Below are 19,309 nucleotides of genomic sequence, written 5' to 3'. Positions count from 1 at the left end.
AATAAATTTCAGTATTGTGAAGGGCTTTAATGCCTTGCCGCGATTGAAAACAGGCCCTTGGGTCTGTTTTTTTATTAATCCTATAAAAAAACTCGGGTTGACTTATGTTAGAATTGTGCTAAAATTTACTACAAATCTGAAAAACTTATCAAGAGCGGCTGAGGGACTGGTCCTATGAAGCCCGGCAACCTGCACAATGTGTAAGGTGCTACTTCCAGCAAAATGTATTCCATTTTGAAAGATAAGGGCTACATGCAGTTCCTGTCTTTCTTTCCGCCGGATTGAAAGTTTTTTATTTTAAGAGGGGCTGTTTACGGAGATAACAGCAGCCGCATCACATTACAATTGGGAAAGACAACCGGCAGAAAGCTACTGTTTGTTTGTCTCCGAAAGGAGGAAGAAGAAATGTTAACGTACGATAATTGGGAAGAACCAACGATTACATTTCCGGAGGACGATCCTTATAAAGGGGCGCTGTCAGTTTTAAAATGGGCTTACGGCCATTACGGCAATCAGCTTGTTTATGCCTGCAGTTTCGGAATTGAAGGAATTGTTCTGATTGACTTAATCTATAAAGTGAAAAAAGACGCAGGGATTGTATTTCTCGATACAGGGCTTCATTTTAAAGAAACCTATGAAACGATAGAACGCGTGAAAGAGCGCTATCCCGGCCTCAATATCATCCTGAAGAAACCGAACCTTACTCTTGAGGAACAGGCGGAAGAACATGGTGATAAACTGTGGGAAAGAGAGCCGAATCAATGCTGCTATCTCAGAAAGATCGTTCCTTTAAGAGAGGCGCTTTCCGGCCACCCGGCATGGCTTTCCGGCCTGCGCCGCGATCAAGGGCCAAGCCGTGCCAATACGAATTTCTTAAACAAAGATGAGAAATTCAAATCAGTAAAAGTTTGCCCGCTTATCCATTGGACTTGGAAAGACATCTGGAGATACACCTCTCGGAATGAGCTGGACTACAATCCGCTCCACGATCAAGGGTATCCAAGTATCGGCTGCGCGCCTTGTACGTCACCTGCATTTACCGCAGAGGACCTGCGCTCAGGCAGATGGAACGGTATGGCGAAAACAGAATGCGGACTGCATGAATAAGGAGCTGCAAAATGGAATTAGCCGCTATTTTATTTAGCTTGTTTTTCGCAGTAAATATTGGCGCAAGCGGCGCTGCAGCTTCAATGGGAGTTGCTTACGGCTCTGGGGCCATCAAAAAGAAAACCTACGCTTTGATCTTATGTGCTGTTGGTGTTCTGGCCGGGGCTGTCATTGGCGGGGGCGAAGTTGTGAAAACCATCAGCTCTGGGATTATCCCGGAACAGACGATCACGCTGACGATTGTTTGCATCATTATCGGGGCTGCTGCACTGTCGCTTTTTACAGCTAATCTGCTCGGCATTCCTTTATCGACAAGTGAAGTCACAGTCGGGGCGGTTGTCGGTGTGGGCGTTGCGTACAAAGTATTGTTTGTAAACAATCTTCTGATTATTGTTTCATTTTGGATTTTCGTTCCGCTGTTCGCTTTTGGTTTTACATTTTTTGTAGCAAAGCTGTTTCGTTATTTTAAGATCGAAATTACGTCTTCCCGTAAACAAAACATCCTTGGCATCCTTTTGCTATGCGCTGGTTTTTTTGAAGCTTTCTCTGCGGGCATGAACAATGTAGCGAATGCTGTTGGACCGTTAGTAGCTGCCGGCGTACTGGATGTAGCGAAAGGAACCCTGTATGGGGGAGTTTTTGTAGCCCTGGGCGCACTGATCTTAGGCCGCAGGGTGTTAGAAACAAACGGGAAGAAAATCACGCGGTTTTCAAAAGGGGAAGGCATTCTCCTATCCGGAACAGGAGCAGGGCTGGTGATCATCAGTTCTATATTTGGAATGCCGGTGCCCTTGGCGCAAGTAACGTCATCGTCTATTATCGGAATAGGCATGGCGAAAAACGGACCAAACGTATTTCATAAACAGGTCGTTCAAACGATGCTGAAAGTATGGATCGTGTCGCCGTTTTTATCTTTATCCATCTCCTATCTGCTTGTATCTATGTTTTTAAAGGCGGATTATTATTCAATCTTTATCATGGTTAGTGTGCTTTTAGCGGCAGGCGGTGCCGTCAGCCTGACAAAAGCCATTCGTAAAGAGAGACGCTCTGTCCACGATCAAGGCGGGGGAATCTAACTATTAATCTGAGTTATTTTATCTGTTAACTAGGAGGAAATGAATATTATGAGCTTAGCACCACATGGAGGAAAACTGGTAAACCGAGTAAATGAGTCGTATGAGGTAAGCGGCATTCAGAAAGAAATTGAACTTGATTTGATTTCTTTTGCTGACCTGGAATTGATCGGAATCGGCGGATACAGCCCGATCGAAGGCTTCTTAAATGAGAAAGATTACGTATCTGTTGTTGAAAACATGCGTCTTGCTTCCGGTGTTGTATGGTCTATTCCGATCACGCTGCCGGTAGATGCACAAAAAGCAGCCGAACTGTCAGTCGGCGAAACAGTAAAATTAACGTATGACGGAGAAACATACGGCGTTATCCAAATCGAAGACTTATACGTGCCTGACAAACAAAAAGAAGCTGTTAACGTGTATAAAACGGATGATCAGGCTCATCCGGGTGTGAAAAAGCTTTTCAGCCGCGGTGATACATATGTCGGCGGTCCGATCACGCTGATTAAAAAAGCTGCCAAACAATTCCCTGAGTTTACATTTGAACCGACGGAAACAAGACGCCAGTTTGCAGAAAAAGGCTGGGAAACAATTGTCGGTTTCCAAACGAGAAATCCTGTTCACAGAGCGCATGAATATATTCAAAAAACGGCTCTTGAGACAGTGGACGGTTTGTTTTTAAACCCGCTTGTCGGCGAAACAAAATCTGATGACATCCCCGCTGATGTCCGTATGGAAAGCTATCAAGTGCTTCTTGACAACTATTACCCGAAAGAGCGAGTTTTCCTTGGCGTTTTCTTGGCTGCAATGCGTTATGCCGGTCCGAGAGAAGCGATTTTCCATGCGCTTGTCAGAAAAAACTACGGCTGCACGCATTTCATTGTCGGCCGCGATCACGCCGGTGTCGGTGATTATTACGGCACGTACGAAGCCCAGGAGCTGTTTGACACATTTAAACCTGAAGAACTCGGCATTACACCGCTGAAATTTGAGCACAGCTTCTTCTGCGAAAAATGCGGAAATATGGGAACAGCAAAAACGTGCCCTCACGGCCGAGAGCATCACGTGATTTTATCAGGCACCAAGGTGAGAGGGATGCTGAGAGACGGTGTACTGCCGCCTGCAGAATTCAGCCGCGCAGAAGTTGTAGAGGTGTTAATCAAAGGCATGAAGAAAAAAGAAGAAGCAGGCGTTTCTTAAGGGGGACTGGCAGTGACAAATCGCGATATCGTATGGCATGAAGCCTCTATTACAAAAGAAGAGTATCAGAAAAAAAACAAGCATAAAAGCTCCATTCTCTGGCTGACGGGCTTAAGCGGATCAGGCAAATCAACCATTGCCAATGCTGCTGCGAGAGAACTTTTTGAGCAAGGCTACCAAGTTATTGTGCTGGATGGTGACAACATTCGCCACGGTTTAAATAAAGATCTCGGTTTTTCTGATAAAGACCGAAAAGAAAACATCCGCCGAATCGGAGAGGTAGCGAAACTTTTTGTGCAGCAGGGCACCATTGTCATTACTGCTTTTATCTCTCCTTTCCGTGAGGACAGAGAACAGGTCCGCCAGCTTGTGGAAGCAGGCGAATTTAATGAAGTTTATATTAAATGCGACCTCGATATTTGTGAACAAAGAGATCCAAAAGGACTCTACAAAAAAGCAAGAAACGGAGAAATTCCGTTCTTCACAGGCATTGATTCTCCTTATGAAGAACCGGAAGCTCCTGAGCTCGTCCTTGACTCAGGACAATATGATCGTGAAGAGTGCAAAAATCAGCTGATCGAGTTTGTAAAGCAGCAACTGAGCTAAACGCCGCTCAGCTGTGTTCTTCTCAGATGCCGAAAATGCAAACAAGAATAACATCACAGCGAACGTTCTGGAAGAACTCGAATAGATCGGGGGAAAGACGATGGGGAAAGTATATATTGTAGGAGCGGGTCCCGGAGATCCTGATCTGCTGACAATTAAAGCGCTGAAAGCCATTGAAAAAGCTGATGTAATCCTATATGACAGATTAGTAAATAAAGAGATTTTGCAATATGCCAAGGAGCAGGCGGACCTGATCTACTGCGGGAAGCTTCCAGATTTTCATACAATGAAGCAGGAAACCATCAATCGGTTTCTTGTGAAGTATGCGCAAAAAGGGAAAACCGTAGTCAGATTGAAAGGCGGAGACCCATTTGTGTTCGGCAGAGGAGGGGAAGAAGCGGAATGCCTTTCTGAAAATGGCATTCCGTTTGAAATTGTCCCCGGTATCACATCGGGAATCGCGGCGGCTGCTTATGCCGGGATTCCTGTCACTCATCGGGACGCGGGCTCTAACGTGGCTTTTGTAACGGGGCATTATAAAAAAGAAGAGGATTTTGAGGAAAAGTGGAAAGCGCTGGCCACAGGGATTGATACACTTGTCATCTATATGGGCATTAAAAATGTGCAGCAGATCGAAAAAAAACTCCTGGAAAACGGCCGGGACGGTCATACTCCGGCAGCGTTTATTCATTGGGGAACAACGGACAAGCAAAAATCTGTTTTTTGTACAGTTGACACCCTTTCAGAAACGGTGAAAAAAGAAGACATTAAAAATCCGAGTTTAATTGTTGTTGGAAATGTTGTAAATTATCACTATAAGCTGGAATGGTTTGAATCTGAGCTGAAAAAACAAGATTTAAGCGAGGCGTTGTAAATGAAACAAGCGATTTTATATGTCGGCCACGGCAGCCGGGTAAAAAAGGCTCAGCAAGAGGCCGCTGCATTTTTGGAAGGATGCAAAGCGCACATCTCTGCGCCTGTTCAGGAAATCAGTTTTTTAGAGCTGCAGGAGCCGGCAATTGAGACAGGGTTTGAAGCATGTGTGAAGCAAGGCGCCACTCATATCGCAGTGGTGCCTCTGCTTCTTTTAACGGCTGCTCATGCAAAACATGATATTCCGCAAGAAATTGCCCGTGCCGCGTCCCGGTATCCTTCAGTCCATATCTCATACGGAAGTCCGATTGGGATTGACGAAGAAGTTGTCAAAGCTGTCTATCATCGTGTTAAAGACATATGCGTTCCGTACGAAAACGCGAGGGTTGTGCTCATCGGCAGGGGAAGCTCAGACCCAGATGTAAAAAGAGACGTAACCGGCATTGCCGGATTGCTCCAAAACATCATGCCCGTCAAGGAAGTGATTCCATGTTTTATGACAGCATGCGGTCCCAATTACAAAGATGTTTTTTCTGAGCTGAAAAAAGATGACGGCGTGACGACCTTTATTGTTCCGTATTTGCTGTTTACCGGGATGCTGATGAATGAGATTGAACGTGAGGTCCAGAAATTAAAGGTCAAAAATCCAAATGTCTACCTCTCTTCCTATATCGGTTTCCACCCGCATGTGAAAAAGGCATTTTTAAATCGTGTAAAAGAAACTGCTGACAACCATGAGGGGCAATTTAATTTTGACGGAGGCTCATATGCTCCCGCTTCACATTAGTTTGCAGAAGAAAAAGGTTGTGATCGCAGGGGGCGGCAGTATTGCGCTCAGAAGGTTAAAAACAGTGCTTTCTGATGGAGCGGATATTACGCTTGTCAGTCCGGTTGCGGAACCGGAAATCAGGCAGATGGCAGACAATCGCCAAATCAAGTGGCTGAGCCGGAAGATTGAGAAAGAGGATTATCTCGACGCTTTTTTGATTATTGCCGCGACGGATGACGCCGCTGTGAATAAAGAGATCGCTCAAAATGCATCGCCTTCCCAGCTTGTCAACTGTGCCAGTGACGCTGAGCTGGGCAATGTGTACATGCCGAAAATCGTAAAAAGAGGGCATGTTACGGTTTCTGTTTCGACAAACGGAGCCAGTCCAAAGCATACGAAGGAACTTGCTGAAAAAGTGGACATGCTCATTGACGGCGACTTTGTCAGCGAAGTAGACAGGCTTTATCAGATCAGAAGAAATAAATAAGCCAGAGCAGTTGCTGCTCTGGCTTTTCTTTATTTGAATCAGCTTTTTTTCAGCCTGATGACAGTATCCGCATCAGGCGTGACAAAGACGGTATGCTGGCTGTCATAAGTCACGAATCCGGGCTTTGCGCCGTTCGGCTTTTTGACGTGCCTGATTTTTGTATAATCAACAGGCACAGAACTTGAATCTTTTGCTTTTGAAAAATAAGCTGCAATTGTGGCGGCTTCAATAATTGTTTGTTCATCCGGCTCGCTGCTCCTGATGACAACATGGGAGCCCGGGATATCCTTCGTATGAAGCCATATGTCGTCTCTGGCAGCTGCTTTGGTCGTTAAATACTCGTTTTGACGGTTGTTTTTGCCGACTAAAATAGTGTGGCCGGAAGAGGATTCGTATGTTTCTAAAACAGGGTTGTTCTGTTTTTGTTTTTTCTGCCCTTTTTGCTGCTTAGGACGTAAATATTTCCCCTCCACAAGCTCTTCTCTGATTTCACTGATATCGCGCGGAGAAGCGGAAGACAGCTGCTGGATCAATTGGCGCGGATGTGAAAAATCACATCGTGCTTATAAGGCTGATGGACTTTCGTGATCCGTCCGCCCATTATTCGCTCGTTCAGTTCGTGTGTCATTCCGTATGTAAACATGCCATCAAACGACATATATAATACACCCTCTCATTCTTCCTGCATTCGATAATTATAGCATGAAATGGGACGAGTCAGAATAAGCATGCTTATAGAGTGATATCTCTATAAGAGAGCAGGGGAGTGGACGAGCGGAATGAAGTTTCATGAAATGGGACAAACAGACTTATTAGAGGCAACAAATACGTCCATGAAACAAGGATTAACTGAAAAAGAGGTGAAAAAACGCCTCGACAAGCATGGGCCAAACGAGCTGCAAGAAGGGAAAAAAACATCAGCGCTTCTCTTGTTTTTCGCGCAGTTTAAAGATTTCATGGTGCTTGTGCTGCTTGCGGCAACATTAATTTCAGGGTTTCTTGGTGAATATGTGGACGCGGTTGCGATTATTGCGATTGTGTTTGTGAATGGCATACTTGGGTTCTTTCAAGAAAGGCGTGCAGAGCAATCTCTCCAGGCATTAAAAGAGCTGTCAACTCCTCATGTGATGGCACTCAGGGAAGGAAGCTGGACAAAGATCCCTTCGAAAGAACTGGTGCCGGGCGACATTGTGAAGTTTACAAGCGGCGACCGGATTGGAGCAGATGTCCGCATTGTCGAAGCGAAAAGCCTGGAAATTGAAGAATCAGCGTTAACCGGAGAGTCAATCCCGGTTGTGAAACATGCGGATAAATTGAAAAAACCCGATGTGTCGCTGGGGGATATTACGAATATGGCCTTTATGGGAACCATCGTCACCCGCGGCAGCGGTGTCGGTGTTGTCGTCGGTACAGGAATGAACACGGCTATGGGGAAAATCGCTGACATGCTTGAATCGGCGGGAACTCTGTCAACCCCGCTGCAAAGAAGGCTCGAGCAGCTCGGGAAAATTTTAATTGTTGTCGCTTTACTGCTCACTGTACTTGTTGTTGCTGTCGGCGTGATCCAGGGACACGATCTGTACAGTATGTTTTTAGCCGGTGTTTCGCTAGCGGTAGCCGCCATTCCAGAAGGGCTGCCAGCCATTGTGACAGTAGCGCTGTCATTGGGTGTACAGCGTATGATCAAGCAAAAATCAATCGTGAGAAAGCTTCCGGCGGTTGAGACGCTTGGGTGTGCCTCTATTATTTGTTCAGACAAAACAGGAACAATGACGCAAAACAAAATGACGGTCACACATGTATGGTCCGGAGGAAAAACGTGGAGAGTGTCGGGCACGGGCTACGATCCGAAAGGAGGCTTCACACTGAACGATAAAGAGGTCAGTGTGAATGAGCATAAGCCTCTGGAGCAAATGCTGTTGTTCGGAGCGCTTTGTAACAACTCGAATATTGAGAATAGAAACGGTGACTATGTGCTTGACGGAGATCCGACAGAGGGAGCGCTGCTCACCGCGGCAAGAAAAGGCGGCTTTTCAAAGGAGTTTGTGGAATCCCATTACCGGGTGGTTGAGGAGTTTCCATTTGATTCAGCCCGAAAAATGATGACTGTCATTGTAGAGGATCAGGACAGAAAGCGCTATATCATTACGAAAGGCGCGCCGGATGTACTGATGCAGCGGTCCGCCCGTATTTATTATGACGGCTCTGCCGCTCCTTTCTCAAATGAGAGAAAAGCAGAAACAGAGGCAGTATTACGGCAATTGGCTTCCCAGGCGCTCCGAACGATTGCGGTTGCCTATAGACCGGTAAAAGCAGGGGAAACACCGTCAATGGAGCAGGCGGAAAAAGATCTGACAATGCTTGGCCTTTCAGGCATCATAGATCCGCCGCGCCCTGAAGTCAGACAGGCGATTAAAGAATGCCGTGAAGCGGGAATTAAGACGGTCATGATTACAGGGGATCATGTTGAGACAGCAAAAGCTATAGCGAAAGATTTGCGCCTCCTCCCGAAAAGCGGAAAAATCATGGACGGCCAGATGCTGAATGAGCTTTCGCAAGAAGAGCTTTCTGACGTAGTGGAGGATGTGTATGTGTTTGCCCGCGTTTCTCCTGAGCATAAATTGAAAATTGTTAAAGCGTATCAGGAAAACGGACATATCGTTGCAATGACAGGAGACGGCGTCAATGACGCGCCGGCTATCAAACAGGCTGATATCGGCGTTGCCATGGGTATTACAGGAACGGATGTGGCGAAGGAAGCATCATCCCTCATTCTCGTAGATGATAATTTTGCAACCATTAAATCAGCGATTAAAGAAGGCAGAAATATCTATGAAAATATTAGAAAATTTATCCGATACCTGCTGGCTTCTAACGTAGGAGAAATTCTGGTCATGCTTTTCGCCATGCTGCTTGCCCTTCCTTTGCCGCTCGTGCCGATTCAGATTTTGTGGGTCAACTTGGTGACAGACGGATTGCCGGCGATGGCGCTCGGCATGGATCAGCCGGAAGGAGACGTGATGAAGCGGAAGCCGCGTCACCCGAAAGAAGGGGTGTTTGCCCGCAAGCTTGGATGGAAGGTGGTCTCCAGAGGGTTTTTAATCGGTGCTGCCACGATTTTGGCTTTTATCATCGTGTATCACCGCAATCCTGAGAATTTGTCTTATGCGCAGACAATTGCGTTTGCGACGTTGGTGCTGGCTCAGCTCATTCACGTATTTGACTGCCGGAGCGAAACGTCCGTTTTTTCCAGAAATCCGTTTGAAAACTTGTATCTGATCGGCGCTGTATTGTCATCGATTTTACTGATGCTGGTGGTCATTTACTATCCGCCGCTTCAGCCGATTTTCCATACGGTTGCCATCACGCCGGGAGACTGGATGCTGGTCATCGGCATGTCGGCCATCCCTACTTTTTTGCTGGCGGGGTCACTTTTGACAAGAAAAAAATAAATTCATATGATATAATCTTAGGGGTAATAGCATGTCTATTGCCCTTTTATTTTGAGAACAGGGAAGAAATTGGGTGTTTTATTTATGATACGAAGTATGACAGGCTTCGGCAGTGCAAGCAAAACACAAGATGATCTCTCTGTAAGCGTTGAACTTAAATCTGTGAATTACAGGTTTAAAGAAGTGAACGCTCGTTTGCCAAGGCCTTTGCTATATTTAGAAGATAAGCTGAAACAGACGATTCTGCAGTACATACAGCGCGGAAGAATTGAGCTTTTCGTCTCCGTTGACAGTGATATGCTTGTAGAGAGAAGGCTTTACATTGATTGGCCGCTTCTCGATGAGTTTGTCGCAGCTGCAGAGGATATGAAAAAGCGATATCAATTGTCCGCAGAGCCTGATGTCATGGACTTCTTCAAGCTTGATCATGTCGTCCAGATTCATGAGGAACAGACTCAAAATGAAAAGCTTGAGGAGTTAATAACAGCTGCTGCAGAGGAAGCCGTAAAAGGACTCTGTGAGATGCGCGAAAAAGAGGGGCTGCTTCTAGCCAAAGACTGTCTGATGCATATTGACCAGCTTGAAGAGCTGGCCGAAAAGACCGAAGCTTTGGCAGCCGATGCGGTGTCTCGTTACAGGGAACGGCTGTACGCCAGAATAAAAGAATGGACCGAAGACGTGTTGGATGAGAGCCGGCTTGTTACAGAATGCGCTATTTTTGCAGATCGCTCTGATATTACAGAAGAGATTACAAGGCTGAAGAGCCACTTCGCTCAGTTTCGTGATATATTAGCTGAAGGCGGAGCTGTCGGGCGCAAACTCGACTTTCTTGTCCAGGAGCTGAATCGGGAAGCAAATACAATCGGCTCAAAAGCAAATGATCACCAGATCACAAAGCTTGTCGTCGAAATGAAAAGTTCTATTGAAAAAATAAAAGAACAAGTGCAAAATATAGAATAGTGACTGTGCGTATTGTTTACAGACGGACTTGCTAGGCTAAACTAGAGACGTCTATTTTACAGGGGGAACGTAGAAGATGACGATTAAACTGATTAATATCGGATTTGGCAATATTATCTCCGCCAATCGGATGATTTCGATTGTCAGCCCGGAGTCTGCGCCAATCAAACGGATGATCCAGGATGCAAGAGACCGCGGAATGCTAATTGACGCTACATACGGACGAAGAACCCGTGCAGTTGTCGTCATGGATAGTGATCACATTATCTTATCTGCCGTCCAGCCTGAGACAGTTGCACACAGACTTTCTGTTAAAGAAGAAATTATGGATGAAGGGCAGGGATAATTGCCGCATGAAAGAAAGAGGTTTATTAATCGTTCTCTCAGGTCCCTCAGGAGTTGGTAAAGGAACGGTTCGGCAAGCGATTTTTTCGCAAGAAGATACAAAATTCGAGTATTCGATTTCAGTAACAACGAGAAACCCGCGAGAGGGCGAAGTGAACGGAGTCGATTATTTTTTCAAAACGAGAGAAGAATTTGAGCAAATGATTGCAAACAATAAACTGCTTGAATGGGCAGAATATGTCGGCAATTATTACGGCACTCCTGTCGATTATGTTGAACAGACGCTCCAAGAAGGAAAAGACGTCTTTTTAGAAATCGAAGTTCAAGGCGCTCTTCAAGTGAGAAATGCTTTCCCGGAAGGTCTGTTTATTTTCCTTGCGCCTCCGAGTCTTTCTGAACTGAAGAACAGAATTGTGACAAGAGGAACGGAAACAGATGCTCTGATTGAAAATCGCATGAAAGCCGCAAAAGCTGAGATCGAAATGATGGACGCATATGATTACGTCGTAGAAAATGATAATGTCGAAACGGCTTGCGACAAAATCAAAGCAATCGTTCTCGCTGAACATTTGAAGCGTGAGCGCGTTGCACCAAGATATAAGAAAATGCTGGAGGTTGAATAACTGATGTTAGATCCGTCAATTGACTCATTAATGAATAAATTGGATTCGAAATACACGCTCGTAACCGTTTCTGCAAGACGTGCGCGTGAAATGCAAATCAAAAAAGACCAGATGATTGAACATACGATTTCACACAAATATGTAGGCAAAGCTTTAGAAGAAATTGATGCAGGCCTGCTTTCGTTTGAAAAGGAAGACCGCGAATAGTAGCACAAGTAGCAACCTATATCATGTAGGTTGTTATTTTTTTCCGTGCTGTTTTAAATTGCAGAGGGGGAGAAGTCATTGCTGAACAATCGAAATGTGTTGCTTTGCGTGAGCGGAGGCATCGCTGTTTATAAAGCCTGTGCGCTGACAAGCAAGCTGGTGCAGGCGGGGGCAAATGTTAAAGTCATTATGACTGAATCTGCGTGCCAGTTCGTTTCACCGCTGACATTTCAGGCATTGAGCCGCTATGAAGTATATACAGATACATTTAAAGAACAAAATCCAAGCGTCATCTCTCATGTAGACGCAGCTGACTGGGCCGACCTGATTATTGTTGCGCCGGCTACGGCCAATGTGATTGGAAAACTGGCCAACGGCATTGCTGATGATATGCTGACAACAACCTTATTAGCGGCAACAGCGCCGGTATGGATTGCGCCCGCCATGAATGTGCATATGTATGACCATCCGGCAGTCAAACGCAATATTTCTGTCCTTTATCAGGATGGTTTTCGTTTTATTGAACCGAGCGAGGGCTATTTAGCATGCGGTTACGTTGGAAAAGGAAGATTGGAAGAACCCGAAAACATCGTGAAGCTTGCGGAAAAGCATTTTGCAGAAGAAAAAGACGCGCCTTTAGAAGGCAAACAAGTGGTGATCACAGCAGGCCCGACACGGGAGGCAGTTGATCCTGTGCGTTTTTTCACGAATAAATCGACGGGTAAAATGGGATACGCATTAGCTGAGGCTGCGGTGCGGCTTGGTGCAAACGTGACCTTGATCTCAGGGCCGGTTTCGCTTGATGTCCCTAAAGGGCTTTCTCAGTTTATCTCTGTCCAATCGGCTGCGGACATGCGCGATGCGGTGCTCTCTGTGTATGAGAGAAGCGACGTCGTCATAAAAACAGCTGCTGTTGCCGATTTTACGCCAAAAACAGTATTTGACCAAAAAATGAAAAAGCAAGACGGCGGAATGACCCTTGAATTAAAAAGAACGGTCGACATCTTAAAAGAACTGGGCGAGAAAAAACAGCATCAGCTGTTAGTCGGTTTTGCTGCTGAGACACAAGATGTGGAACATTACGCCCGCAAAAAGCTTTCTGCCAAAAATCTTGACATGATTGTGGCGAATGATGTGAAAGCGGCAGGGGCCGGTTTTGGTGCTGATACGAATATTGTGACGCTCTTTTTCAAAGACGGGCGCAAACGCGAGCTGCCGAAGATGTCTAAGCTCGATGTTTCGTTTGACATTCTTGGAGAAGTCGCAGCCCTCTTAAAACAAACCGGAGAGCACTCATGAATTTTGCCGAAGTCATCGTTGATGTCAGCACCAAAAATATAGACAGGCCGTTTGATTACAAAATCCCAGACCATCTTAAAGGTATGATCAAAACGGGAATGAGGGTCATTGTTCCGTTTGGCCCTCGTAAAATTCAAGGGTTTGTGACAGCTGTCAAAGATACGTCTGATCTCTCAGGTAAATCTGTCAAAGAAGTGGAGAATTTATTAGATCTTACGCCTGTTTTGACAGAAGAGCTGATGCATTTGTCTTCATGGCTGTCAGACAAAACGCTGTCTTTTAAGATTACGGCGCTTCAAGCGATGCTGCCTGCCGCATTAAAGGCAAAATATGAAAAAGAGCTAAGGATTGCGGAAGGTGCGGATATCCCGCCGCAGGTAGAACGGCTGTTTTCTGAAACAAAGAGCTTGCTGTATTCCGATATACCTGATCACGATACGCTGAAAATCATCCAGAAGCAGGTTCAAAAAGGCCATATCGATGTAACTTATAAAGTGGCGCAAAAAGCGAACAAAAAAATGGTCAGGTATATTCAGGCCAATGCCGGTAAAGAAGAGCTCTCCAAGCAGGCTGAGGGTTTATCCCGACAAGCGGCCAAACAACAGGCGATCCTGCACTTTTTCATGACGGAACCGGAAGGCACGAAAATACCTGCTGCGGATCTGTGCAAAAAAACAGACGCAAGCTCGGCCACCATCAAGACCCTGATCCAAAAGGGGCTTCTGAAAGAAACCTATGAAGAGGTTTACAGAGACCCCTATCAGGACAAAATGTTCAAAAAAACAGAACCGCTGCCGCTGACAGACGAGCAGAGCGCGGCCTTTCAGCCGATACGCCGGACGTTAGACAACAATGAACATCAGGTGTTTCTCCTGCACGGAGTGACGGGAAGCGGCAAAACTGAAATTTATCTCCAGTCGATTGAAAAAGTGCTTGCGAAAGGAAAAGAAGCCATCGTACTTGTACCGGAAATATCGTTAACGCCGCAAATGGTTCATCGATTTAAAGGGCGTTTCGGCTCTCAGGTAGCCGTGATGCACAGCGGGTTATCCACTGGTGAAAAGTATGACGAGTGGCGCAAAATCCACCGCAAGGAAGTACGGCTTGTCGTGGGTGCGAGGTCCGCTATTTTTGCCCCGTTTGAAAATCTCGGGATGATTATCATCGATGAGGAGCATGAATCGTCCTATAAACAAGAGGAAATGCCGCGCTACCATGCGAAAGAGGTAGCGATCAAGCGGGCGGAGCACCACCGCTGTCCGGTTGTGTTAGGCAGTGCTACACCGACGTTAGAGTCATATGCACGGGCGCAAAAAGGAGTGTACGAGCTGCTTTCGCTGAAACACCGCGTCAATCACCAAGTGATGCCTGAGGTTTCGCTTGTGGATATGAGAGAGGAGCTCAGAAACGGCAATCGCTCTATGTTTTCAATAGAATTGATGGAAAAGCTTGAAGAAACCATTGCCAAGGGTGAACAGGCTGTGCTGTTTTTAAATAAAAGGGGCTATTCCTCCTTTGTGATGTGCAGGGACTGCGGATATGTCCCGCAATGCCCTCACTGCGACATTTCCATGACGTATCACCGTTCCGGCCAGAGGATGAAATGCCATTATTGCGGACATGAAGAGCCTGTTCCGCATACTTGTCCTGAATGCGGGAGCGATCATATCCGTTTTTTCGGAACGGGAACACAAAGAGTGGAAGAAGAATTAACAAAGGTGCTGCCACATGCAAGAGTCATACGGATGGATGTTGATACGACCTCTCGGAAAGGTGCCCATGAAAAATTATTGTCTGCTTTCGGAGAAGGCAAAGCAGATATTCTTCTTGGAACGCAAATGATTGCGAAAGGGCTTGATTTTCCGAATGTGACACTTGTCGGAGTCTTAAGCGCTGACACAACACTGCACATTCCTGATTTCAGATCTGCCGAAAAAACGTTTCAGTTGCTAACACAAGTCAGCGGCCGCGCGGGAAGACATGAAAAACCCGGCAATGTCATCATTCAAACGTACACACCGTCCCATTACAGCATCCAGCTGACGAAAACACATGATTATGAAACGTTTTATCAGCATGAAATGGCGCACAGGAGGGAGCAATCCTACCCGCCGTATTACTATTTGGCTCTAGTGACGGTTTCTCACGAGGAAGTGGCGAAAGCGGCTGTAACGGCTGAGAAAATCGCACACTTTCTGAAAGCAAACTGCGGGGCGGATACGAAAATACTTGGTCCAAGCGCATCGCCGATCGCCAGGATCAAAGATAGATATCGCTATCAATGCGTGATAAAATACAAACAGGAAACCCAGATATCAGCTTTATTGAAGAAGATACTGGAACATTATAAACGCGAAATTGAACAAAAACATGTAATGATTTCAATTGATATGAATCCTTATATGATGATGTAAGATCTCACGTCTTGGAGGGTAATGAATTGGCAGTAAAAAAGGTCGTCACACATCCCGCGGAGGTTTTGGAAACGCCCGCGGAAACCGTGACTGTTTTTGATAAAAAGCTAAAAAAACTGCTTGATGATATGTACGATACCATGCTCGAAATGGATGGAGTCGGACTGGCAGCGCCGCAGATCGGTATTTTAAAAAGAGCGGCTGTTGTTGATATCGGAGAAGAAAGCGGCAGAATTGACCTTGTGAATCCGGAAATTCTTGAACAAAGCGGCGAGCAAATCGGAGTTGAAGGATGCTTGAGTTTTCCCGGCGTCTACGGAGATGTCACACGTGCCGATTATGTGAAAGTGCGGGCGTATAACCGTCAGGGAAAACCGTTTATTCTTGAAGCAAGAGGCTTTTTCGCGAGAGCCGTGCAGCATGAAATGGACCACTTGGACGGCGTGCTGTTCACATCAAAAATAAGCAAATATTATACAGAAGATGAACTAGCGGATATGGAAGGATGATTTGATGACGAGAATCGTGTTTATGGGAACACCCGATTTTTCAGTTCCTGTGTTAAAAACCCTGATAGATGACGGATATGAAGTAGTGGGGGTCGTCACGCAGCCGGACCGTCCGAAGGGCAGAAAAAAAGTGCTCACGCCTCCGCCTGTGAAGGAAGAAGCTTTGCGTCACGGTATCCCGGTTCTTCAGCCTGAAAAAGTCAGACTGAAAGAAGAAATTGAAAAGGTGCTGGCATTAAAACCGGATCTTATTGTGACGGCAGCGTTTGGGCAAATTCTGCCTAAAGAGCTTCTCGACAGCCCTAAGTACGGATGCATTAATGTCCATGCGTCTCTTTTGCCTGAACTGAGAGGTGGGGCTCCTATCCATTATTCCATTCTCCAAGGAAAGAAAAAAACCGGAGTTACCATTATGTACATGGTCGAAAAATTAGATGCAGGCGATATGATTTCAAAAGTGGAAGTAGACATTGAAGAAACCGACAATGTCGGAACCCTGCACGATAAATTAAGCGTTGCTGGCGCGAAGCTTTTGTCTGAAACAGTTCCTCAAGTTATAGCCGGCGACATATCACCTGAAAAGCAGGATGACGAGAAAGCGACGTATGCGCCAAACATTAAAAGAGAACAAGAGCTGATTGACTGGTCCAGAGCGGGAGAAGAGCTTTATAATCAAGTTCGAGGTTTAAACCCATGGCCTGTTGCCTATACGACTTTAAATGGACAAAACCTGAAAGTGTGGGCGGCCAAGAAAACAGCGGCGCCGGCAAAAGCCGAGCCCGGCACAGTCATTGCTATTGAAAAAGAAGGAATTATCGTCGCCACAGGAAACGATACGGCACTGTTATTAACAGAGTTGCAGCCTGCCGGCAAAAAACGTATGCGAGGCGAAGACTTTGTCCGTGGCGCCCATGTTGAGACAGGTGATATGTTAGGAGTACACAATGAAAACAAATAGCGTTCGCGATATTGCGCTGGAGGCGCTGGTCAAATTAGAACAAAATCAGTCATACAGTAACCTGCTCCTGAAATCGGTTATTAAATCCAATAAATTGAGCGATCAGGACCGGGGGCTTTTGACTGAACTCGTGTACGGTACATTGCAAAACAAAATTGCGCTGGATTATATGCTCAAGCCGTTTATCAACAAGCCGCAAAAGGTGAAGCCGTGGGTTATCCAGCTTCTCCGCCTGTCCTTATATCAAATGGAATATTTAGAAAAAATTCCGGACCGGGCAGTCATCCATGAAGCAGTAGAGATTGCTAAAAACCGAGGGCATAAAGGCATTGCCTCATTTGTCAACGGCGTGCTTCGCTCTATTCAGCGTGAAGGAGTCCCTTCCTTTGACGCTGTCGAAGATCCTGTTCTCAGGCTTGCGACAGAAACCAGCCACCCTGAATGGCTCGTGAAAGAGTGGGCAAACGCATACGGATTTGATGCGGCTGAAAAGATTTGCCGCATTCATCTCATTCCGCCTAAGCAAACGCTGCGTATCAATCAAATGAAAACAGACAGAGCGGAGATACTTGATCAAATGGAAGCTGAAGGAATCGAAGCAGAAAAAGGGGATCTCGCCGAGGATGCTGTGAAGCTTGTAAAGGGAACAATCGCCGGAACTCACTTCTTCCAGACCGGTGAAGTGTCCATCCAGGATGAAAGTTCCATGCTGGTTGCCCGGGCCCTTGACCCTAAGCCAGGTGAAACGGTGCTTGATGCGTGCGCGGCGCCGGGCGGAAAGTCAGCCCATATCGCTGAATTAATGGAGAACAAGGGAAGTGTGACATCGCTTGACCTTCACAAACATAAGGTGAAGCTGATCAAAGAAGCGGCAGAACGGCTTGGCCTTTCCATTATTGATGCGAAAACAATGGACGCGAGAAAAGCGGGAGAAACGTTTAAAAGTGAACAGTTTGACCGTATTTTGGTTGACGCTCCATGCTCAGGCTTTGGCGTGATCAGAAGAAAGCCGGATATGAAATACACCAAAACCCCAAATGACAGCTCCCGGCTTGCTGAAATCCAGCTGTCTATCTTAAGGGAAATTGCGCCATTAGTAAAAAAAGGTGGCACTCTTGTCTACAGTACGTGTACAATGGATCGGACAGAAAATGAAGAAGTTATCCATGCGTTTATACAAGAACATCCTGATTTTGAACCCGATTTGTCTCTAGAAAAGCGGCTGCCCGAAAAGGCGAGACCCTTTGTTCGGGATGGGAGGCTTCAAATCCTTCCGCATTATTTCGGAACAGATGGTTTCTTTATTTGCAGCATGAGAAAGAAGGGATAAGCAATGACAGAACTTAAAAAAACAAAGATCAGAAAAGAATTGCGGACAGAGCGTCCTTCAATTTATTCTTTTGAATTAGACGAAATCAAACAATGGCTGACAGACAACGGAGAGAAACCGTTCCGCGCGGCACAGATTTTTGAATGGCTTTACGAAAAACGAGTATCTTCTTTTGACGAAATGACAAACCTGTCAAAGGATCTGCGTGAGAAATTAAACACTCATTTCGTATTAACGACGCTGAAAACAGCTGTTAAACAAACTTCTCAAGATGGTACGATGAAGTTTTTATTCGAGCTTCACGACGGTTATACAATCGAAACCGTTTTAATGAGACACGAGTATGGTAATTCTGTATGTGTAACGACACAAGTCGGCTGCCGCATTGGCTGCACATTCTGCGCATCAACGCTCGGCGGCTTAAAACGAAATCTTGAAGCGGGCGAAATTGTCGCTCAAGTGGTGAAAGTTCAAAAAGCGCTGGATGAAACGGATGAACGCGTCAGCTCTGTCGTCATCATGGGAATTGGCGAACCATTTGATAACTTTAACGAAATGCTTGCGTTCTTAAAGATCATTAACCATGATAAGGGACTGAACATCGGTGCCCGCCATATTACTGTTTCTACAAGCGGAATCATCCCGAAAATCTACGAATTCGCTGATCAGCAAATGCAGATTAACTTTGCGATTTCTCTGCACGCGCCAAATACTGAAATCAGAAGCCGTTTGATGCCGATTAACAGAGCGTACAAGCTACCTGATTTAATGGAAGCCGTTAAATATTACATTAATAAAACAGGACGCCGGATCAGCTTTGAATACGGTCTGTTCGGCGGCGTAAATGACCAGGTCGAGCACGCTGAAGAGCTTGCAGACTTGCTGGAAGGCGTAAAATGCCACGTGAATTTGATTCCGGTAAACTATGTGCCTGAACGGGATTACGTCCGCACACCGCGCGAGCAGATTTTTGCTTTTGAGAAAACGCTGAAATCCCGCGGAGTAAATGTCACGATCCGAAGAGAGCAAGGCCATGACATTGACGCAGCCTGCGGTCAGCTTCGCGCGAAGGAGCGTCAAGACGAGACGAGGTGATG

The 19,309-nt window shown here is 45.9% G+C and carries 19 protein-coding genes, 1 pseudogene and 1 riboswitch; of the genes and pseudogenes, 18 read left to right on the top strand and 2 right to left on the bottom strand.

Features of this window, described 5'->3' with window-relative positions; translation table 11 throughout:
* Positions 1–142 precede the first annotated feature (142 nt).
* A riboswitch (SAM riboswitch) is annotated at positions 143–248 on the top strand.
* A gap of 157 nt (positions 249–405) precedes the next feature.
* From AU387_RS12675 to sirC, 7 genes are all read left to right on the top strand, one after another.
* Entirely contained in the window at positions 406–1,107 is a 702-nt protein-coding gene (locus AU387_RS12675; RefSeq protein ID WP_059335817.1) for a phosphoadenylyl-sulfate reductase, read from the top strand.
* Between the two features lie 11 nt (positions 1,108–1,118).
* A complete protein-coding gene (gene cysP / locus AU387_RS12670) occupies positions 1,119–2,183 on the top strand; it encodes a sulfate permease (RefSeq protein WP_059335816.1) in 1,065 nt (354 codons plus the stop codon).
* A 48-nt stretch (positions 2,184–2,231) separates the two neighbouring features.
* Complete coding sequence (gene sat / locus AU387_RS12665; RefSeq protein ID WP_059335815.1) at positions 2,232–3,380, top strand: sulfate adenylyltransferase; 1,149 nt, start codon at positions 2,232–2,234, stop codon at positions 3,378–3,380.
* A gap of 12 nt (positions 3,381–3,392) precedes the next feature.
* Complete coding sequence (cysC, locus tag AU387_RS12660; RefSeq protein ID WP_059335814.1) at positions 3,393–3,986, top strand: adenylyl-sulfate kinase; 594 nt, start codon at positions 3,393–3,395, stop codon at positions 3,984–3,986.
* Between the two features lie 100 nt (positions 3,987–4,086).
* Positions 4,087–4,860 (top strand): uroporphyrinogen-III C-methyltransferase, encoded by a 774-nt coding sequence (cobA, locus tag AU387_RS12655; protein ID WP_059292807.1) that lies wholly within the window; start codon positions 4,087–4,089, stop codon positions 4,858–4,860.
* A complete protein-coding gene (gene sirB / locus AU387_RS12650) occupies positions 4,861–5,646 on the top strand; it encodes a sirohydrochlorin chelatase (RefSeq protein ID WP_059335813.1) in 786 nt (261 codons plus the stop codon).
* The gene (sirC, locus tag AU387_RS12645; RefSeq protein WP_059335812.1) at positions 5,627–6,115 is read left to right on the top strand and encodes a precorrin-2 dehydrogenase; all 489 of its coding nucleotides are present in this window, start codon (positions 5,627–5,629) and stop codon (positions 6,113–6,115) included. The genes sirB and sirC overlap by 20 nt, the downstream gene beginning before the upstream one ends.
* A gap of 38 nt (positions 6,116–6,153) precedes the next feature.
* Here sirC and AU387_RS12640 read toward each other — a convergent pair.
* Both AU387_RS12640 and AU387_RS22085 read right to left on the bottom strand, forming a co-directional pair.
* A pseudogene (locus AU387_RS12640) lies at positions 6,154–6,651 on the bottom strand (NFACT RNA binding domain-containing protein); the annotation flags it as partial.
* Positions 6,645–6,716, bottom strand: coding sequence for an NFACT family protein (locus AU387_RS22085; protein ID WP_232460816.1), 72 nt, complete (start codon positions 6,714–6,716; stop codon positions 6,645–6,647). The pseudogene AU387_RS12640 and the gene AU387_RS22085, both read right to left, overlap by 7 nt.
* A gap of 178 nt (positions 6,717–6,894) precedes the next feature.
* Here AU387_RS22085 and AU387_RS12635 point away from each other — a divergent pair, with 178 nt between their 5' ends.
* From AU387_RS12635 to rlmN, 11 genes are all read left to right on the top strand, one after another.
* Entirely contained in the window at positions 6,895–9,567 is a 2,673-nt protein-coding gene (locus tag AU387_RS12635) for a calcium-translocating P-type ATPase, SERCA-type (protein WP_044155940.1), read from the top strand.
* Positions 9,568–9,651: 84 nt separating this feature from the next.
* A complete protein-coding gene (locus AU387_RS12630; RefSeq protein WP_059335811.1) occupies positions 9,652–10,527 on the top strand; it encodes a YicC/YloC family endoribonuclease in 876 nt (291 codons plus the stop codon).
* A gap of 76 nt (positions 10,528–10,603) precedes the next feature.
* Positions 10,604–10,873, top strand: a complete 270-nt coding sequence (remA, locus tag AU387_RS12625; protein WP_003154355.1) for an extracellular matrix/biofilm regulator RemA — start codon at positions 10,604–10,606, stop codon at positions 10,871–10,873.
* Between the two features lie 7 nt (positions 10,874–10,880).
* The gene (gene gmk, locus AU387_RS12620; RefSeq protein ID WP_024121355.1) at positions 10,881–11,495 is read left to right on the top strand and encodes a guanylate kinase; all 615 of its coding nucleotides are present in this window, start codon (positions 10,881–10,883) and stop codon (positions 11,493–11,495) included.
* Positions 11,496–11,498: 3 nt separating this feature from the next.
* Positions 11,499–11,702, top strand: a complete 204-nt coding sequence (gene rpoZ, locus AU387_RS12615) for a DNA-directed RNA polymerase subunit omega (RefSeq protein ID WP_003221520.1) — start codon at positions 11,499–11,501, stop codon at positions 11,700–11,702.
* A gap of 78 nt (positions 11,703–11,780) precedes the next feature.
* Positions 11,781–13,001 (top strand): bifunctional phosphopantothenoylcysteine decarboxylase/phosphopantothenate--cysteine ligase CoaBC, encoded by a 1,221-nt coding sequence (coaBC, locus tag AU387_RS12610; protein WP_059335810.1) that lies wholly within the window; start codon positions 11,781–11,783, stop codon positions 12,999–13,001.
* Positions 12,998–15,415, top strand: a complete 2,418-nt coding sequence (priA, locus tag AU387_RS12605) for a primosomal protein N' (RefSeq protein WP_059335809.1) — start codon at positions 12,998–13,000, stop codon at positions 15,413–15,415. The genes coaBC and priA overlap by 4 nt, the downstream gene beginning before the upstream one ends.
* A gap of 26 nt (positions 15,416–15,441) precedes the next feature.
* Positions 15,442–15,924 (top strand): peptide deformylase, encoded by a 483-nt coding sequence (gene def / locus AU387_RS12600; protein ID WP_059335808.1) that lies wholly within the window; start codon positions 15,442–15,444, stop codon positions 15,922–15,924.
* Positions 15,925–15,928: 4 nt separating this feature from the next.
* Positions 15,929–16,882 carry a methionyl-tRNA formyltransferase gene (gene fmt / locus AU387_RS12595; RefSeq protein ID WP_059292801.1) on the top strand — a complete coding sequence of 318 codons (954 nt, stop codon included), beginning with the start codon at positions 15,929–15,931 and terminating at the stop codon, positions 16,880–16,882.
* Complete coding sequence (rsmB, locus tag AU387_RS12590; protein WP_059335807.1) at positions 16,869–18,212, top strand: 16S rRNA (cytosine(967)-C(5))-methyltransferase RsmB; 1,344 nt, start codon at positions 16,869–16,871, stop codon at positions 18,210–18,212. The genes fmt and rsmB overlap by 14 nt, the downstream gene beginning before the upstream one ends.
* Positions 18,213–18,215: 3 nt before the next feature.
* On the top strand, positions 18,216–19,307 hold the full coding sequence (gene rlmN, locus AU387_RS12585) for a dual-specificity RNA methyltransferase RlmN (RefSeq protein ID WP_024121361.1): 1,092 nt from the start codon (positions 18,216–18,218) through the stop codon (positions 19,305–19,307).
* The last annotated feature ends 2 nt before the right edge of the window (positions 19,308–19,309 follow it).

It is taken from the genome of Bacillus halotolerans (genome assembly GCF_001517105.1).
In the GTDB taxonomy this organism is placed as follows: Bacteria; Bacillota; Bacilli; order Bacillales; family Bacillaceae; genus Bacillus; species Bacillus halotolerans.
The sequence above is the reverse complement of the archived record's forward strand: the minus strand, read 5'-3'. Positions and strand labels throughout refer to the sequence as shown.

What these genes read in the sequence shown, in the direction of transcription:
- rlmN (WP_024121361.1), top strand. Translation starts at nt 18,216, where the DNA reads ATGACAGAACTTAAAAAAACAAAGATCAGAAAAGAATTGCGGACAGAG.
- priA (WP_059335809.1), top strand. Translation starts at nt 12,998, where the DNA reads ATGAATTTTGCCGAAGTCATCGTTGATGTCAGCACCAAAAATATAGAC.
- cysP (WP_059335816.1), top strand. Translation starts at nt 1,119, where the DNA reads ATGGAATTAGCCGCTATTTTATTTAGCTTGTTTTTCGCAGTAAATATT.
- gmk (WP_024121355.1), top strand. Translation starts at nt 10,881, where the DNA reads ATGAAAGAAAGAGGTTTATTAATCGTTCTCTCAGGTCCCTCAGGAGTT.
- sirC (WP_059335812.1), top strand. Translation starts at nt 5,627, where the DNA reads ATGCTCCCGCTTCACATTAGTTTGCAGAAGAAAAAGGTTGTGATCGCA.
- rpoZ (WP_003221520.1), top strand. Translation starts at nt 11,499, where the DNA reads ATGTTAGATCCGTCAATTGACTCATTAATGAATAAATTGGATTCGAAA.
- remA (WP_003154355.1), top strand. Translation starts at nt 10,604, where the DNA reads ATGACGATTAAACTGATTAATATCGGATTTGGCAATATTATCTCCGCC.
- sirB (WP_059335813.1), top strand. Translation starts at nt 4,861, where the DNA reads ATGAAACAAGCGATTTTATATGTCGGCCACGGCAGCCGGGTAAAAAAG.
- AU387_RS12630 (WP_059335811.1), top strand. Translation starts at nt 9,652, where the DNA reads ATGATACGAAGTATGACAGGCTTCGGCAGTGCAAGCAAAACACAAGAT.
- fmt (WP_059292801.1), top strand. Translation starts at nt 15,929, where the DNA reads ATGACGAGAATCGTGTTTATGGGAACACCCGATTTTTCAGTTCCTGTG.
- sat (WP_059335815.1), top strand. Translation starts at nt 2,232, where the DNA reads ATGAGCTTAGCACCACATGGAGGAAAACTGGTAAACCGAGTAAATGAG.
- cobA (WP_059292807.1), top strand. Translation starts at nt 4,087, where the DNA reads ATGGGGAAAGTATATATTGTAGGAGCGGGTCCCGGAGATCCTGATCTG.
- AU387_RS12635 (WP_044155940.1), top strand. Translation starts at nt 6,895, where the DNA reads ATGAAGTTTCATGAAATGGGACAAACAGACTTATTAGAGGCAACAAAT.
- rsmB (WP_059335807.1), top strand. Translation starts at nt 16,869, where the DNA reads ATGAAAACAAATAGCGTTCGCGATATTGCGCTGGAGGCGCTGGTCAAA.
- AU387_RS12675 (WP_059335817.1), top strand. Translation starts at nt 406, where the DNA reads ATGTTAACGTACGATAATTGGGAAGAACCAACGATTACATTTCCGGAG.